The following is a 15,189-nucleotide window of genomic DNA, read 5'->3' as shown; positions in this document are numbered from 1 at the left end:
GAACCGTCGGCCGGCCGGCCGAGTTGGTAGGCGGCGATCCGCCCGGGCAGCGGGCCCAGCGCGGCCAGCCGGTTGCGCAGCTCCGGCTCGCAGCTGTCCGCCGCCCAGCCGAGGACGGCCTCCGCCCGCACGCCCGTGTCGACCCTCGTCACTTCGCCCCCCGCAGTCCCGTCCTCCCCCGGTTCTACCGCACCGGGCCGGATCACGGGGGGTTCTCGGGGTGGCCGTCGTGGGCCGCTCCTCGGCGGCGTTTCCGGGGGAGGGGCCGGAGTGTTCGGCCGGATGGGCGGATCTCGAACGGCTGTGCGCATTCGGTGGGACGAGTGGGACGTCGGTGGGCGCTTCGGTGGGGAGAGGGGTCGGGGGCCGACGGGTGTGCGAACAGTCGGGTCATCGGGCCGTTTTGGAGCGCGTTCGGGGCCGCGCGCCGGTGTTCGGGGGCTCGCGCCGGTGTGTGCCGATAACCGGAAGCGCCAGTTCAAACACGACTCGTCCGAACGTTCACCCTTTCGAGTGCACAGGATCATGCGAAGCGGCCCGGAGCGTTCCGCCCCGCCTACGGTTGGGCAGCAAGCGAGACGGGGCCGCGGCATGCGGAGTTCCCCTTCTTTCGGGACGAGGCGCCGACCCGTCACACCGTGTCCCCTTCACAGAGGAAGGTTCTCCCATGCCCGTGGCCACGAGCAGCGAGACACCGCGACCGTCGCACCACCCGCTGTCCGGCCGCACCGGGGCGGTGCGGTCATGAGCGGGTCGGCCCTGGAGCAGATCCTCCGCGGACCGAGCGGCCTGGGGACGTCGGGACTGAACCTGGTGCCACGTCAGGAAGCCTCGGGAGAAACGGAGTTGCCCTCCGGCAAGCCCAAGTCCGGCGACCCGATCCCCGGCCTGTACTTCCACCCGGTGCCCGAGCCGGACCCGGTGCGGGTGGCGGAGGTCGGCCGGCGGATCAAACTGTGGGCCGAGGAGGAGGTCCAGCTCTACCCGGAGGACCTGGAGGGCCAGTTCGACGGCTTCTCGGTGGGCAAGTACATGGTGGCCTGCCACCCGGACGCGCCGAGCATCGACCACCTGATGCTCGCCACCCGGCTGATGGTCGCCGAGAACGCCGTCGACGACTACTACTGCGAGGACCTCGGCGGCTCGCCGATCGGCCTCGGCAGCCGGCTGCTGCTCGCCCACACCGCGCTCGACCCGGTGCACACCACCCGCGAGTACCAGGCGGACTGGGTGGAGTCGTTGGGCTCGGACGCCCCCCGGCGGGCCTACCGCTCGGCGATGGAGTACTTCAACGCGGCCGCCAGCCCGTCCCAGTCGGACCGGTTCCGGCACGACATGGCGCGCCTGCACCTCGGGTACCTCGCCGAGGCCGCCTGGGCCCAGGAGGAGCACATCCCGGAGGTGTGGGAGTACCTGTCGATGCGTCAGTTCAACAACTTCCGCCCCTGCCCGACGATCACCGACACCGTCGGCGGTTACGAGCTGCCGGCCGACCTGCACAACCGGCCGGCCATGCAGCGGGTCATCTCGCTCGCCTCCAACGCCAGCACCATCGTCAACGACCTGTACTCGTACACCAAGGAACTCGCCACGCCCGGAGTGCACTTGAACCTCCCCGTGGTGATCTCCGAGCGCGAGGGCGCCAGCGTCCGCGACGGCTACCTGAAGGCCGTCGAGGTGCACAACGAACTCATGCACGCCTTCGAGGCGGAGTCGGCCGCGCTGGTCGCCGACTGCCCCGTCCCGGTCGTGGTGCGGTTCCTGCGCGGCGTCGCCGCGTGGGTCGACGGCAACCACTACTGGCACCAGACCAACACCTACCGCTACAGCCTGCCCGACTTCTGGTAACCAAGGAGCTGACCCATGTCCATCACCGACGCCACCCCCGTGAACGACACCACCATCCCCGGGCCGGCCACGCCCTACCAGGGCGACATCGCCCGCTACTGGGACCATGAGGCCCGGCCGGTCAACCTGCGCCTCGGCGACGTCGACGGCCTCTACCACCACCACTACGGCATCGGCCCGGTCGACCAGTCCGCGATCGGCGACCCGGACGACAGCGAGCGCGAGAAGAAGGTCATCACCGAGCTGCACCGGCTGGAGTCCGCGCAGGCCGAGGTGCTGCTGGACCACCTCGGCGACGTCCGGCCCGAGCACACCCTGGTCGACGCCGGCTGCGGCCGCGGCGGCTCCAGCGTGATGGCCCACCAGCGCTTCGGCTGCAAGGTCGAGGGCGTCACCCTGTCCGCCAAGCAGGCCGAGTTCGGCAACCGGCGGGCCAAGGAGCTGGGCATCGACGACTTCGTCCGCGCCCAGGTCTGCAACATGCTGGACATGCCGTTCGCCAACGGCTCGGTGCGGTCCTCCTGGAACAACGAGTCCAGCATGTACGTCGACCTGCACGACCTCTTCGCCGAGCACTCCCGGATCCTGGAGGTCGGCGGCCGGTACGTGACCATCACCGGCTGCTGGAACCCGATCTACGGCCAGCCGTCGAAGTGGGTGTCGCAGATCAACGCGCACTTCGAGTGCAACATCCACTCCCGCCGCGAGTACCTGCGGGCGATGGCCGACAACCGGCTGGTGCCGAACGCGGTGATCGACCTGACCCCCGACACCCTGCCGTACTGGGAGCTGCGGGCCACCGCGCCGTCCCTGGTGACGGGCATCGAGGAGGCCTTCATCAACTCCTACAAGGACGGCTCGTTCCAGTACCTGCTGATCGCGGCCGACCGGGTCTGACCACCGGCGGACCAGTAGCGCGGTAGCGCGCATTCACGGCGAGGACCCGGCCCGGCCGCACGGCGGCGAGGCCGGGTCCTCGCCGTGTTTGTCGTGTACGCGGGGTGGGATCCGGTGGCAGGGCTGGCCGACGGACCGTCGGAGGGACGTGATATGCAGTGCATCCGAGTGGTCACCGTGGGGCCATACGAACGATGCCGATGACCGAACCGGTCGACGAGGTCTCAGGGGGGCCGCAGCATGTCCTTTTTCCGACGCCGAGCCGGCGAGGACGCCCAGGCGGGCGAGCGCGGCCGTCGGGCCTTCGGCTTCGGGCGGAAGGCGCCGCGCGCCCTTCCCCCCGTGCTCGACCTCTCGCACGGCGACGCGGAACTGCGCGAGCTGCGCGCCCTCGCCGACGCCGGCGACTGGGCCGCGCTCGGCCCCGCCCTCGCCGCCGTCCCCGACCAGGCCGAGCTGACCTGGCTGCTGCACCGGATCTCCGACGTCGAGGGCATCGAGGGCTGGCTCGCCGAGACCGTCGCCGAGCGGCCCGAGGACACCCTCGCCCTGCTGCTCTCCGGCGCCCGGCAGATCGCCTGGGCCTGGGAGGCCCGCACCGGCCAGCGCGCCCAGTACGTCACCGACGAGCAGTGGCAGCTCTTCCACGAGCGGCTCGACACCGCCGAGGAGCAGCTGTTCGAGGTCGCCGAACGCGAACCGTCCTGGCTCGGCCCCTGGTTCTTCCTGCAGATCGCCGCCCGCGGCGCCTCGCTCGGCCGCTCCGTCGCCGGCACCCGGTTCGAGGCCGCGCTCCGCCGCGACCCCGCCCACCTCGCCTCCCACCAGCAGCGCCTCCAGCAGCTCTGCGCCAAGTGGGGCGGCTCGCACGAGGAGATGCACGCCTTCGCCCGGACGTCGATGCTGGCCGCCCCCGAGGGCAGCCCGCTCGGCGAGCTGGTCGCCCTCGCCCACCTGGAACAGTGGCTCGACCTGCCCGACGGCGAGGACCACGCCTACCTGACCGGCCCCGCCGTGCGCGCCGGGCTGCGCGAGGCGGCCCTGCGCTCCGTACTGCACCCCGGCTACCGGCGCCGCCGCGACTGGCGGGCCACCCACAACGCCTTCGCCATGGTCCTCTCGCTCGCCGACGAGCGCGAGCTCGCCCACGCGGTGTTCGCGACCCTCGACGACGTCGTCACCGACTGGCCCTGGTACTACCTGGGCGGCGACGAGGCCGAGAACTTCCGCGCCCACCGCGACCGCTGCGCCGCGCGCTAGCCGAGCCCCGGCCACCGCCGTCCCGCACCCTCCGCGCGCCCCGGCCGGTCCGCGCGCGCCCACCAGCCCAACGCCCTTGCGATCGAAAGAGCCACCGGTGTCCCCATCCGAGAACCAGCCGAGCGCGCACACCTTCCAGGTCGACCTGCGCGGCCTGGTCGACCTGCTCTCCCACCACCTCTACTCCAGCCCCCGCGTCTACCTGCGCGAACTGCTGCAGAACGCGGTCGACGCGATCTCCGCCCGGCAGGCCCTCGACCCGGCCGCGCCCGCCGCGATCACCGTCCACGCCGCCGACGACCTCACCGTCACCGACACCGGCATCGGCCTCACCGAGCAGGACGTCCACACCTTCCTCGCCACCATCGGCCGCAGCTCCAAGCGCGACGCCGACGGCCGCCTCGACGGCGCCGGGCTCGCCCGCGCCCGCGGCGACTTCATCGGCCAGTTCGGCATCGGCCTGCTCGCCTGCTTCGTCGTCGCCGACGAGATCACCGTCCTCACCCGCTCCGCCGCCACCCCCGACGCCCCCGCCATCGAGTGGCGCGGCGGCTCCGACGGCCGCTACACCATCCGCACCCTGCCCGCCTCCGCCAAGCCCGAGCCCGGCACCACCGTCCGGCTCTCGCCGCGCTCCGACGCCGCCGAGTGGACCCGCGCCGACCGGGTCCGCGCGCTCGCCCGCGAGTTCGGCAGCCTGCTGCGCCACGAGGTCACCGTGGTCGACGGCCGCGGCGACGCCACCCGGGTCAACCACACCCCGCCGTGGGCCGAGCAGCACGGCTCCCCGCTGGCCCGCCGCGAGGCGCTGGCCGCGTACTGCCGCACCACCTTCGACTTCACCCCGCTCGACACCATCGAGCTGGACCTGCCGCTGGTCGGCCTGCGCGGCGTCGCCTACGTGCTGCCGGACGCCGTCCCGCCGTCCCGCCGGGCCGGGCACCGGGTGCACCTCAAGGGCATGCTGCTCTCCGACCACGCCGACGAACTCCTGCCCGACTGGGCGTTCTTCGTCCGCTGCGTGGTCGACACCGACGGCCTGCGGCCGACCGCCTCCCGCGAGGGCCTGTACGCGGACGAGACGCTCGCCGCCGTCCGCGACGCGCTCGGCGCCCGGATCCGCGACTGGCTCACCGGGCTCTCCGCCAGCGACCCGGCGCTGCTCCACCGGTTCATCTCGGTGCACCACCTGGCCGTCAAGGAACTCGCCCGCTACGACGACGAGTTGCTGCGGATGCTGCTGCCCTGGCTGCCGTTCGAGACCACCGACGGCAACGTCACCCTGGACGAGTTCGCCCGCACCCACCCGGTCGTCCTGGTCACCCGCACCGTCGAGGAGTTCCGCCAGGTCGCCCCGATCGCCGGCGCCGCCGGGCTGGGCGTCGTCAACGGCGGCTACACCTACGACCGCGACCTGGTCCACCGGCTGCCCGAGATCCGCCCCGGCACCTCCGTCGCCGACCTCGACCCGAGCACCGTCACCGCGCACCTCGACACCGTCGACCCCGCCGCCGAACTCGCCGCCTCCGCCTTCCTCGCCATCGCCCGCGAGGTGGTCGGCCGGTTCGACTGCGACGTCGCCCTGCGCAGCTTCCACCCGACCAGCGCGCCCGCCCTGCTGCTCGACAACCGGGAGGCCCGGCACGAGCGCAGCCGCGCCCAACTCGCCGACGAGGCCGACGGATTGTGGGCCGACATCCTCGGCTCGCTGCGCTCCGAGGTGCCCCGGGCCCAGCTCGTCCTCAACCACCTCAACCCGCTGGTCCGCCGGGCGGCCACGATCGGCGACCGCGAACTCGCCGTCACCGCCGTGGAGACGCTCTACGGGCAGGCCGTGCTGCTCACCCGCCGGCCGCTCACCTCCAGCGAGAGCGCCCTGCTCAACCGCTCGTTCATCAGCCTGCTCGACCACGCCATGCTCGGCCACGAGGCGGCCGGCGCCGGTGGTGCCGACTCGCCGAAGGAGGCCTGATGCTGGACACCATCGAGGCGGTGATGGCCGGGCTGCGCGAGAACGACGCCCGCCCCTACGGCCGGCACCGCACCGTCACGGCCGAGGAACTCGTCGACGCCGCCGAGCAGTTCGACGACACCGGGGTGCGCTCCATGGCGCTCCTCGAACTGATGGAGGCCTACGAGTACGACGGCGAGAAGAGCAAGGCGCCCGTCGTCTTCGCCCGCGTCCTCAAGCTCTGGGACAAGGACCCGGACGGCTTCGGCGAGTGGTCGCGCCAGCAGGTGTTCTGGCGGTTCAAGTGGGTCGCCACCGCGCTGCTCGGCACCCCCGACGTGCCGCTCACCGCGATCCGCCGCTGGCACAAGGAGATGCACGACCGCTACCGCGCCGCCGGACACGGCCTCCAGCCGTACTACGCCCAGCGCTTCCACCTCGCCGCGCACACCGGCGAGGACGTCCAGGACGCCTACGAGCTGTGGGCCGGGCGGCCGCGCACCGAGATGAGCGATTGCCCCGCCTGCGAGATCCGCGCCCGGGCCGGCCACCACCTGCGGGGCGGCGACGACGCGGGCGCCCTGGAGGCCTGGCGTCCGGTGCTGAGCGGTGAGAGCACCTGCGCCGAGGAGCCCTACGTCAGCCACGCGCACGCGCTGCTGCCGCTGCTGCGCGAGGGCCGGCTGGACGAGGCCCGCTCCAGCCACCTGGTCGGCTACCGCTTCGCCCGCGGCAAGAGCGGGCTGGTGCGCGCCGTCGGCCTGCACATCGAGTTCTGCGCGCTCTCCGGCAACGAACCGCGCGGCCTGGAGATCCTCGCCGAGAACCGCGACCTGTTCGGCGTCACCGGCGACCCGGCCGGCCTGCTCGACTTCCTGACCGGCGTCGAGGTGCTGATCGCCGGCCTCGCCCGGGCCGGCCACGGCGCGGTCACGGTCAGCGGCCCGCCCGGCGCGAGCTGGACCGTCGACACCCTCCTCGCCCACCTGCGCACCGAGGCCGACGCGCTGGCCGCCCGCTTCGACGCCCGCAACGGCACCGACGCGGTCGGCGCCCGCCGCCGCGCCCGGCTGGACCGCCGGCCGCTGCTCGCCGAGCCGCTCGCGCTCGGCGTGCGGGCCGCCGCCGCGCCGGAGCTGGCCGCCGTCCCGGTCGTCCCGGCGGTCCCGGCCCGCGAGGCCGAACCGGAGCCGGAGGACTTCACCGCCCTGGTGCTCCGCGCCCGCGAACTCCAGCTGGTCGGACACCCGGACGCCGAGCGGCTCTGGCGCCGGGTCGAGGAGCGGTTCGCCGCCGACGGCTACGCGCACGCCGAGGGTACGGCGGTCGGCACCGCCGGGCGGCTGCGCGCGGAGCTCGCCGAGCGGCGGGCGCACGGGGCGCTGGACCGGGAGGAGTGGGCGGAGGGCGCCGCCGGGCTGCTGGCCGCCGGCGAGCTCTACGAGCGGGAGGGGCTGACCGGGCGCGCCCTGGTGGTCCGGGCCCGCGCGGTGGTCGCGGGCCTCGCCCGGGACGAGGACGAGGACGCGGAGCCGGCGGAGGGCACGGCGGACGCTTCGGCCGGTGCGGACGCGGTCGCCGACGGGGAGGGCGCCGACGGGGAGGGCGCCGACGGGGAGGTCGCCGGGGCGCCGAAGGTGGACTGGGCGGCCCTGGACGACATGCTCGCCCGGGCCGAGCAGCTCGCCGCCGCGCCCGGCACGCCCGCCGACCCCGATGGCCCGGCCCTGGACGACGACGGCTACCTGGTCGTCCTCCAGTGCCGCGCCTACGCCGCCCGCCAGGAGCTGGCCCGGGTGCTGCCCGAGCCGCCCGCCGAACCGCCCGCCGAGGAGGCCGGGCGCTTCGCCGCGGCCGTCACCGCCTATCGCGAGGCCGCCGCCGCGCGCGGCTCGGTCCGACGGCTGGCGGTCGCCCGCCAGTACACCGCCGACATCGCCGCCCGGCAGGGCCGGTTCGCCGAGGCCAAGGCCGAACTGCGCTCCGTGGTCGCAGAGTTGGAGGAGGCCGGGCAGCCCTGGCACACCCCGCGGGCGTACGCGCTGCTCGGCCAGGTGCTGCTGCAGGGCGGCGAGCAGGCGGAGGCCGTCGAGGTGTTCCACCGCGCCCTCGCGGCGGCCGCCCGCTGGGCCGACGACTCCTACCCGTTCGCGGCGACGTACCTGATGGCGGGCCACGCCAGCGCCCACGTCGGCGACACGGGGGCCGCGATCCGGTCGCTCTCCGAGGCCGCCGCCCGGTTCGACCGGATGGGCCCGTCCGCCGTCGAGGACGCGGCCCGGACCAGGCTCCAGCTCGCCGACCTGCTGAGCGGCGCGGACCGGACCGCCGACGCGGTGGCCGTCCTGGAGTCGGTGCTGGCCGAGACGAACGGCACGGCCGGTCCGACCGGTGGCGGCCCGGACCGGCGGCTGTTCGCCCAGGCCCGGCTCGACCTCGCCCGCGGCCTCTACACGCTGGACGAGTACCGGGACGCCGCCGAGGAGTACCTGCGGCTGGCCGCCGCCCTGGAGGACTGGAAGGAGGACCTCCACCTGCGCACCATGGTCGCGGCGGAGGCGGCCGTCGCGCTCGCCCACGCCGACCGCTGGGACGCCGCGCACGCCGCCCGCACCCGGGCGCTCGCCGCGCACGAGCAGTGGCCGCAGCCCGGCCCGGTCGCCGCCATGCTGCGTCAGCTCGCCCGGCTCGCCGTGCAGACCGAGGGTCCGGACGGCCTGGAGTCGGCGCTCGCCCGGCTGGTCGAGGCGGACGCGGTGTGGGAGCGGGTCGAGCGCGAGGACCCGGAGGCCGTGACCTGGTACCCGCGCGGCGCGGCCCACTACGAGCGGGCCCGCGCCTACGCGGTGGCGGGCCGCCACGAGGAGGCGCTGGCCGAGGCCGACCGCGCGATCACCACCTACGAGGTGGGCGGCGAGCAGGCCGAGACCCCGCGCGCCGAGGCCGTCCGGCTGGCCGCGCTGATCGAGGGCACCGACCTCGGCCGCCGGGAGGCGGCCCGGGAGCGGCTCGCCGCGGCGGCCGAGCGCTGCCGCCGGCACGGTCTGGACGAGGCGGCGGAGATCCTGTCCGACCTGCGCGAACGCCTGGCCGACTGAGGCCGGGCGCGCCGATCGGGCGCCGTCCGTTCGGCCGGACGGCGTCGGCCGGCACCCGTCGATCGGACGACGCCCGCCCCCGGGACCGCACCCCGGGGGCGGGAGATCGGGGTTCAGCAGGGCCCGTCGTCCGACCAGACGCCCCACTGGCCGCTCGCGGCCGGGTTCTCGTTCAGCGTCCACCACTTGGCGTGGTACTTGTGGCCCTGGTACGAGACCTTGGCGCCCGCGGTGTACACCTGGGTGGCGCTCCACGGCGGGTCGACGCAGGTGCCCGGGCTGGTCGGCGGGCTGGTCGGCGGCGTCGTGGGCGGCGTGGTCGGGGGAGTGGTCGGCGGCGTGGCGCCGGCGAACCGCACGGTGTACCGGGTGAAGTCCCAGTCGCTCTGCGCCACGCTGGAGCAGGAGCCGGAGAGCCCCGGGTCGACCGGCCCCGGGCACTGCCGGTCCCGGTTCACCGACCAGTACGTGTACCGGGCGAGCTTGTGCGCGAGCGCGAAGTCCAGCACCGCCTGGAAGTCCGCCTGCCGGAAGTACTCGGCGACGTCGGTGCGGCCGTTCATCAGCGACACGCCCTCGTGCGCGTAGGCGTCCGCCTCGGACCAGCCGAAGGTGGTCCGCAGGATCTGGTTGAACTTCACCAGCGCGTCGGTCTGCGCGGCCGCGCCGTTGAAGCCGCCGTCGAACGGCATGATCGAGTAGTTGTCGGGCGTGAACCCCTGCGCCTTGGCCTCGTTGAGCATCTGCTGGCCGAACCAGCCGGTGCCCGCGTTGGTGCCGGCCGTGGTGATCGAGACGTACAGGCCCGGGTTGTCCCGCTGGAGGATGCGCGCGGCGCCGATCTCGTTGCGGATCGCGGCGGCGTTCTCGTACTCCGGCTCCTCCAGGTCGAAGTCGATCGCCTTCAGCTGGTACTTGGTGACGACCTTCTGGTAGCCGGCCGCGGTCGCCTCCGGGGTCCCGCAGGTCTGGCCGAGCTTGGTGCCGCCGTAGCCGCCGACCGAGACCGAGACGTCGCCGCCCTTGGCCCGGACGGTCCGGATGACGGCGGGCATGGTGGTGTCGGTGTCGATCGGCGAGGTCCCGCCCCAGGCCGGGCTGCAGCCGCCCTTGTCCAGGATGAAGGCGAGCTGGAAGGCCTTCTGGCCGGTGGCGTCCATCACCGTGGCGACGTCCGGCGGACTGTTGTCCTCGGGCATCAGATACGGCGCGGAGGCGTACCAGTTGCTGCCGATGCCGCCGTCGGTCGTGGTCGTGGTCGTGGCTGCGGTCGTGACGGTGGCGTGCGCGGCCACCGCGACGAGGCCGCCGGCCAGCAGCCCGAGCACCCCGGCCACGGCGGCGGAGCCCCGCCACCGGTGTGCTCCGCGGCGGCCCGGTCGCGGCTGCGGGGGCTTCGTCGGGTGTGGGGGATGAGCACGTTCCATCAAGTGCCTGCCTCTCCGGGAAACGGCGGAAAGCGGCCCACCCGCGTCCACGGTGGGGGAGACGCGCCGGGCGGCTCGCCCGCGGCGGGGCCGGGCCGCCGCGGGCCCTCACTGGTATAGACCTCTCATGAGGGGCCGTCAACCGCCCCGGAGGCTCCTCCGCGTGCGTCGTTTCTGCTCCGCGCGCGCCGGGGCACCCCCTACAGTTGGCGGGTGGCCGATGAGACGCGGAACAGGGTGGACGGACAGGTGCAGGCCGGTGCCATCGTGCAGGCCGGCTCCATCGGGGAGCTGCACATGCATCAGCCGGCGGCCGCGCCGGCCGCGGCGGTGCCCTGCCAGCTGCCCCCGGCCCTCGCGCACTTCGAGGACCGCACCGGGGAACGGGCCCGGGTGCTGGCGGCCGTCGCCGAGGGGCCGGGCGACGGCGGCGGACCGCTGGTCGTGGCGCTCAGCGGCATGGGCGGCATCGGCAAGACCGCGCTCGGCTTCGAACTCGCCCGCGCCCTGCTCGACCACTGCCCGGACGGCGTCCTCCACGTCGACCTCGACGACCTGCGGCGCGACGGCGCCGTGGAGACCGCCGACGCCCTCGGCGACCTGCTGACCGGGCTCGACCCGGACGCCCGGGCGGAGCAGGAGTTCCCCGCCCGGGTCCGCCAGTACTGGACCGCCACCCAGGGCCGGCGGCTGGTCGTCGTGGTCGACAACGCCCGCAGCGGCGCCGAACTGCGGCCCCTGCTGCCCGCCTCCGCCGCCAGCGTGGTCATCGTCGCCAGCCACGGCCCGCTGTACGACCTCGACGGCGTCCGCATGGTCGATCTGCCGCTCGGCCCGCTCGCCCCCGAGGACGCCGTCAACCTGCTGCGCCGCACCGTCGCCGACCCCCGGCTCGCCGACGACCCCGAAGCGGCCGCCGAACTCGCCCGCCGCTGCGCCGGTCTGCCCGCCGCGCTGTACGTGGCCGGGCGCTGGGTGCGCAGGCACCGGCGCCGCGAACTGCGCCGCCTGGTCGACGATCTGACCGCCGAACTGGACCGGGAGGGCCTGCCCGTGGTGGAGGCGGTGTGGGACGCGGCCTACGCGAGCCTCGGTCCGGAGGCGGCCCGGCTGTACCGGCTGCTGCCGCACCACCCCGCCCCCGTGGTCGGCGACCACGCGGCGGCCGCGCTGCTCGATGCCGACCCGGACCGGGCCGCCGACGCGCTGGACGAACTCGACGGCGCCGGACTGCTGGAGCGGCGGCCCGACGGCCTCGGGATGCACGCCCTGCTGCGCGGCCACGCGCTGCGCCGGGCCGGGCAGCCCGGGGGAGCCGGTGAGCAGGCCGCCGAGGCCGCCGGGGCCCGTCGGCGGCTGGTGCGGTGGTACCGGCGGCAGGCCGGCCGGGCCGACCTGGTCGCGGCCGGCCCCCGGCTGACCGTCTCCGCGCCCGCCGCCGAGGCGCCCGCCCCCGCCGGGGTGCCGGACCTCGACTTCCCCGACGCCCGCTCGGCCCTGCGCTGGCTGGAGCAGGAGCGACTCGCCCTCTACGGCTGTGTCCGGATCGCCGCCGAGGACGGGCTCGACGAGGAGGCGGTGGCGCTCTGCGAGGCGCTCTGGACGCACTTCCTCGACCACCGGCACTACGCCGACGTCACCGAGGCCTTCGAGCGCGGGGTCGCGGCGGCCGTCCGCGCCGAACGGCTCGCCGCGACCGTCCGGATGCGCTGCCAACTGGCCCGCCCGTTCTGGGAGCAGCGCCGCTACGAGGAGGCCGCCGAGGAGCTGCGGCTGGCCGTCAACGGCGCCCGGCTGCTCGGCGACTCGCCCGAGGAGCGCAAACTCCGGGCCTCCGCAGTCGAGTTCCGCGGCAAGCTCGCCTCGGTGCGCGGCGACCACGCGGCCGCCGTCCCGGACTTCGAGGCCGCGCGCGCCGAACACCGGGCGATCGGCAACGACTACGGCGTCATGCTGCAGACCTACCTGCTCGGCCGGGCGGCCGCCGCACTGGGTGAACTGCCGCACGCCGTCGACCTGTTGACCGAGGCGCACGAGGGCGCGACCGCGCTCGGCCGGGAGCGGATGATCGCCCGCACCGGCTTCGAGCTGGGCACCGTCCTGCGCGCGGCCGGACGGCGGGAGGAGGCCGTCCGGCTCTACCGGGCGGCCCTGGACGGCGCCCGCGCGCGACGCTCACCCGGGGACGAACTCCGGGTGCTGGAGGCACTGGTGGAGCTCAGCGAGGAGGCCGGCGAGGCCGAGACGGCGGCCCGCTACCGGGCGGCCGCCGAGGAACTGCGCGGCCCGGACGGAGGCGGCGCGCCGATCGTCTGACCCGGCCTCGTCGACCCGAGGTCGGGTCAGCGGTCCCCGCCGGGCGGGGTGCCGCAGCTCGGGCCGCCCGGGCCGTCGAACTGCACCGAGCTGAAGAAGTCCCGGTAGGCCGGGAAGAAGTCGCCCTTGCCGGTCGGGCCGGTGGAGGTGACGGCCGTGCAGCCGCTGTAGTCCCGGTCGGACCACAGGTGGATGGTCGAACCGGTCCGGTTCCAGTCCGACTCGGCCCGGTCGTCCATGCCGAGCGCGGCGAGGTCCGGGGCGCTCCGGTTCAGCCGGACGATGTCGCCGGTGCCGTCCAGGCCCGAGAACAGGCAGTAGAAACCGACGGGGCAGCGGTCGTAGCCGGTGGCGGCGTGGGCCGGGACGGTCACCGGCAGGGCGACGGCGCCCACGGCGGCCAGCGGCACGAGCAGGGACCGGAGGGTGCTGTTCATCGACTGGTGCTCCTTGAGGCGAGTGGTCACCGACCGCACTCGTCAACGAGCCGCACCCGTCGGCGTAACGGCCCGGTGAGCCTCAAATCCCCTGCTGGAGCTCGGAGTCGGCGGCCGGGGCGAGGTGGAAGCGGTAGGGCGTGTCGGCGGTGCGGCAGACCAGGGCCGCGGCCGGGAGGGGGCGTCCGGGGTGGGCGCCGAGCCAGGCGCGCACGGCGGACAGTACGACGGCCGGATCGGTGTACCGCACCCGGCCGTCCGCCCGGTGCGGTTCGATCCGGACGGTGAACGGCTCGCGGTCCGGGCGCCGGACCAGGCAGCGGGTCGGGGAGAGGACGGCGGCGGCCGTCCGGCAGCCCGGGTGCTCGGCGAGCGCCTCGGCGGTCCAGTCGGCGGCCGTCCGGTACTCGCGGTGCCAGCCGGCCGCGGCTTCCGGATCACCCGCCCGCCGGTAGAGCAGTGCGGCGCTCTGCGTCTGCCGGATCCCGGCGCGCCCGTACTCGGCGGCCAGGTGGTGGTAGGGCAGGTCGGTCCACGGCGGCAGCCGGTCGATCCGGACGCCGTCCTCGTCCACCCGGGTCAGGACGGCGAAGGCCGCCGGGGCGTCCGGCGCGGCGGGCGGTCCGGCCAGCGGGCGGGGCTGCGCCGGTCGCGGCGGCGGGACCAGGCCGAGCAGCTTGTACAGCTCCGGGCCGAGGGTCGCCAGCGCCTCCCCGGACCGGGCGAACGCGGCCTCGGCGAAGCGGCGGGTCCCGGCCGGGGCCGACCCGGTCGCGGCGAGGACGGCGGCCGCGTCCGCCCCGGACGGGTCCAGCCGGGGGACGGCCGCGAGCAGCCGGGCCATCGGACTGCCCGGCACCAGCTCCGGACCGCCGTCGCAGACCGCCAGCACCGGCCGGTCGAGCGCCGCCGCGTAGAGCGCGGTCGAGCCGTGGTCGGTGACCACCGCGTCGCCGGCCACCAGCAGCGCCGCCCACTGCTCGTACGGCCCGGCCAGCACCAGGCCCGCGTCCAGGGCGGGGCGCAGCTGCCGGGCCAGGTCGAAGGCGCCGGTGCGGCTGTACTCGTTGGGGTGCACGACGAGCGCCAACTGGTAGGCGTCGTACGGGAGTCGGCCGGCCAGCCGGGCGGGCAGGCCGGGCTGTCGGGCCAGCAGGGACTCCGGCCCCCAGGTGGAGGAGAGCACGACCAGCCGGCGCGCCCCGGTGCCGAGCGCCGCCCGGAAGGCCTCGCGCCGGTCGACCGAGACCAGGATCCGGTCGAGCGTCGGATCCCCGGCGACCAGGGCCGTGGCCCCGGCCGGCGGACACTGCGCGGCGAGCCGGGCCACCTGGTCGGGGTGGGCGAGGGCGTGCAGCGCGGCGACCGGGCGCTCGTCCTCGGCGGCGAGCAGGAAGGCCGGGTCGAGGCCGGACGGGAGGGCGGGCGAACCCTCGGCGGAGAGCGCCTTGTTGAACCCCGCGCCGTGCGGCAGCAGCACCTTGGGGCCGCGCAGCGCGCCGAGCTCACCCTTGGGGCTGGCGGTGAGGATCAGGTCGTGCCGGGTGGCCAGCGCCTCCGGCCAGGACAGGCAGCGCGCGCCCGAGGAGGCGACGGCGGCCAGCGCGTCCACGTCGAAGGCGGAGCCGGGGACGAGGGTGAAGCGGCAGCGGACCCGGGCATCGCCCTCGAAGACCGGCAGCAGGTCCAGCAGCCGGTGCAGCGCGGCGGCGGAGCGGACGGCGAACAGCACGTCGAGCGGCGCGTCGGGCGTCGTGTCGAGTGGCGCGTCGAGTGGCGTGTCGGGCGTCAGCACGGCATCCGCCGAGAGCCCGGCCCGCTGGCTGGCTGGCTGGCTGGCTGGCTGGCTGGCTGGCTGGCTGGCTGGCTGGCTGGCTGGCTGGCTGGCTGGCTGGGCGATCGTGGCGCCTATCACAGCTCAGCGCCCCCGGTCGAGGAGCGGCGAGCGGGTGCTC

The 15,189-nt window shown here is 75.3% G+C and carries 8 protein-coding genes and 1 pseudogene; 6 read left to right on the top strand and 3 right to left on the bottom strand.

Annotation, left to right across the window (positions count from 1 at the left end; translation table 11 throughout):
- Positions 1 to 750 precede the first annotated feature (750 nt).
- The 5 genes and pseudogenes from AB0N76_RS30070 to AB0N76_RS30050 all read left to right on the top strand — a co-directional run.
- A pseudogene (locus AB0N76_RS30070) lies at positions 751 to 1,848 on the top strand (family 2 encapsulin nanocompartment cargo protein terpene cyclase); the annotation flags it as partial.
- A gap of 15 nt (positions 1,849 to 1,863) precedes the next feature.
- The gene (locus AB0N76_RS30065; RefSeq protein WP_363562432.1) at positions 1,864 to 2,745 is read left to right on the top strand and encodes a geranyl diphosphate 2-C-methyltransferase; all 882 of its coding nucleotides are present in this window, start codon (positions 1,864 to 1,866) and stop codon (positions 2,743 to 2,745) included.
- Positions 2,746 to 2,985: 240 nt separating this feature from the next.
- Positions 2,986 to 4,005 (top strand): hypothetical protein, encoded by a 1,020-nt coding sequence (locus AB0N76_RS30060; protein ID WP_363562430.1) that lies wholly within the window; start codon positions 2,986 to 2,988, stop codon positions 4,003 to 4,005.
- A gap of 97 nt (positions 4,006 to 4,102) precedes the next feature.
- Positions 4,103 to 5,977: an HSP90 family protein gene (locus tag AB0N76_RS30055; protein ID WP_363562428.1), complete on the top strand. Its 1,875-nt coding sequence runs from the start codon at positions 4,103 to 4,105 to the stop codon at positions 5,975 to 5,977.
- Positions 5,977 to 9,054, top strand: a complete 3,078-nt coding sequence (locus AB0N76_RS30050) for a hypothetical protein (RefSeq protein ID WP_363562426.1) — start codon at positions 5,977 to 5,979, stop codon at positions 9,052 to 9,054. The genes AB0N76_RS30055 and AB0N76_RS30050 overlap by 1 nt, the downstream gene beginning before the upstream one ends.
- Positions 9,055 to 9,167: 113 nt before the next feature.
- Here the strand turns inward: AB0N76_RS30050 and AB0N76_RS30045 are convergent, their stop codons facing one another.
- Positions 9,168 to 10,391, bottom strand: a complete 1,224-nt coding sequence (locus AB0N76_RS30045) for a chitinase (protein WP_363562424.1) — start codon at positions 10,389 to 10,391, stop codon at positions 9,168 to 9,170.
- Between the two features lie 303 nt (positions 10,392 to 10,694).
- On the opposite strand from AB0N76_RS30045, the gene AB0N76_RS30040 reads away from it, so the two are divergent.
- Positions 10,695 to 12,797 (top strand): NB-ARC domain-containing protein, encoded by a 2,103-nt coding sequence (locus tag AB0N76_RS30040; protein WP_363562422.1) that lies wholly within the window; start codon positions 10,695 to 10,697, stop codon positions 12,795 to 12,797.
- A 26-nt stretch (positions 12,798 to 12,823) separates the two neighbouring features.
- Here AB0N76_RS30040 and AB0N76_RS30035 read toward each other — a convergent pair whose 3' ends face one another.
- Positions 12,824 to 13,234, bottom strand: coding sequence for a peptidase inhibitor family I36 protein (locus AB0N76_RS30035; protein WP_363562420.1), 411 nt, complete (start codon positions 13,232 to 13,234; stop codon positions 12,824 to 12,826).
- A gap of 82 nt (positions 13,235 to 13,316) precedes the next feature.
- The gene (locus AB0N76_RS30030) at positions 13,317 to 15,029 is read right to left on the bottom strand and encodes a translation initiation factor 2 (protein WP_363562418.1); all 1,713 of its coding nucleotides are present in this window, start codon (positions 15,027 to 15,029) and stop codon (positions 13,317 to 13,319) included.
- Positions 15,030 to 15,189: the final 160 nt, after the last annotated feature.

This window comes from Kitasatospora sp. NPDC093806 (assembly GCF_040683335.1).
Classification (GTDB): domain Bacteria; phylum Actinomycetota; class Actinomycetes; order Streptomycetales; family Streptomycetaceae; genus Kitasatospora.
The sequence above is the reverse complement of the archived record's forward strand: the minus strand, read 5'-3'. Positions and strand labels throughout refer to the sequence as shown.

Bases quoted from the DNA above. Each gene is read 5' to 3' on its own strand.
- AB0N76_RS30065 (WP_363562432.1), top strand. From the start codon at position 1,864: ATGTCCATCACCGACGCCACCCCCGTGAACGACACCACCATCCCCGGG.
- AB0N76_RS30035 (WP_363562420.1), bottom strand. From the start codon at position 13,234: ATGAACAGCACCCTCCGGTCCCTGCTCGTGCCGCTGGCCGCCGTGGGC.
- AB0N76_RS30050 (WP_363562426.1), top strand. From the start codon at position 5,977: ATGCTGGACACCATCGAGGCGGTGATGGCCGGGCTGCGCGAGAACGAC.
- AB0N76_RS30060 (WP_363562430.1), top strand. From the start codon at position 2,986: ATGTCCTTTTTCCGACGCCGAGCCGGCGAGGACGCCCAGGCGGGCGAG.